This is a genomic window from Rhodococcus sp. PAE-6 (genome assembly GCF_025290685.1).
GTDB lineage: Bacteria > Actinomycetota > Actinomycetes > Mycobacteriales > Mycobacteriaceae > Rhodococcus > Rhodococcus pyridinivorans.
Genome location: NZ_JAOCLZ010000093.1, coordinates 1 through 522, shown reverse-complemented (window position 1 = coordinate 522; position 522 = coordinate 1). Strand labels below are relative to the sequence as shown.

Below are 522 nucleotides of genomic sequence, written 5' to 3'. Positions count from 1 at the left end.
CGGGTGCGCAGCACGAGGGTGTTGACGAACATGCCCACCAGATCGTCGAGCGCCGCGTCGCCACGACCGGCCACCGGAGTACCGATCGCGATGTCGTCGGTGCCCGACAGACGCGCCAGCAACACCGCCAGCGCCGCGTGCACCACCATGAACGGGGTCGCGTTGCGTTCGCGGGCGAGCGTGACGATGCGGTCGTGCAGCGTCTCGTCGATGGTGAACTCGTGCAGGGCACCACGATTGGTGGCGACGGCGGGGCGCGGGCGGTCGGCCGGCAGGTCGAGCTGCTCGGGCAGACCCTCGAGCGTGTCCCGCCAGAAACCGACCTGCGAGGAGATGACCGACTCCGGATCGTCCTCCGAGCCGAGCACCTCCCGCTGCCAGATCGCGAAGTCCGCGTACTGGACCGGCAGCGGCTCCCAGCCCGGCTCGCCGCCGGCGGCGCGGGCCGCGTAGGCGGAGACGATGTCGCGAGTGAGCGGGCCCATCGAGAAGCCGTCGGCGGCGATGTGGTGCACGACCAGC

Annotated in this window: 1 protein-coding gene; it reads right to left on the bottom strand. The window is 71.5% G+C overall.

The annotated features are described in order from the left end of the window. A partial coding sequence (locus tag NVV99_RS26365) for a condensation domain-containing protein (RefSeq protein ID WP_260783284.1) occupies nt 1–522 on the bottom strand: 522 nt, incomplete at both ends.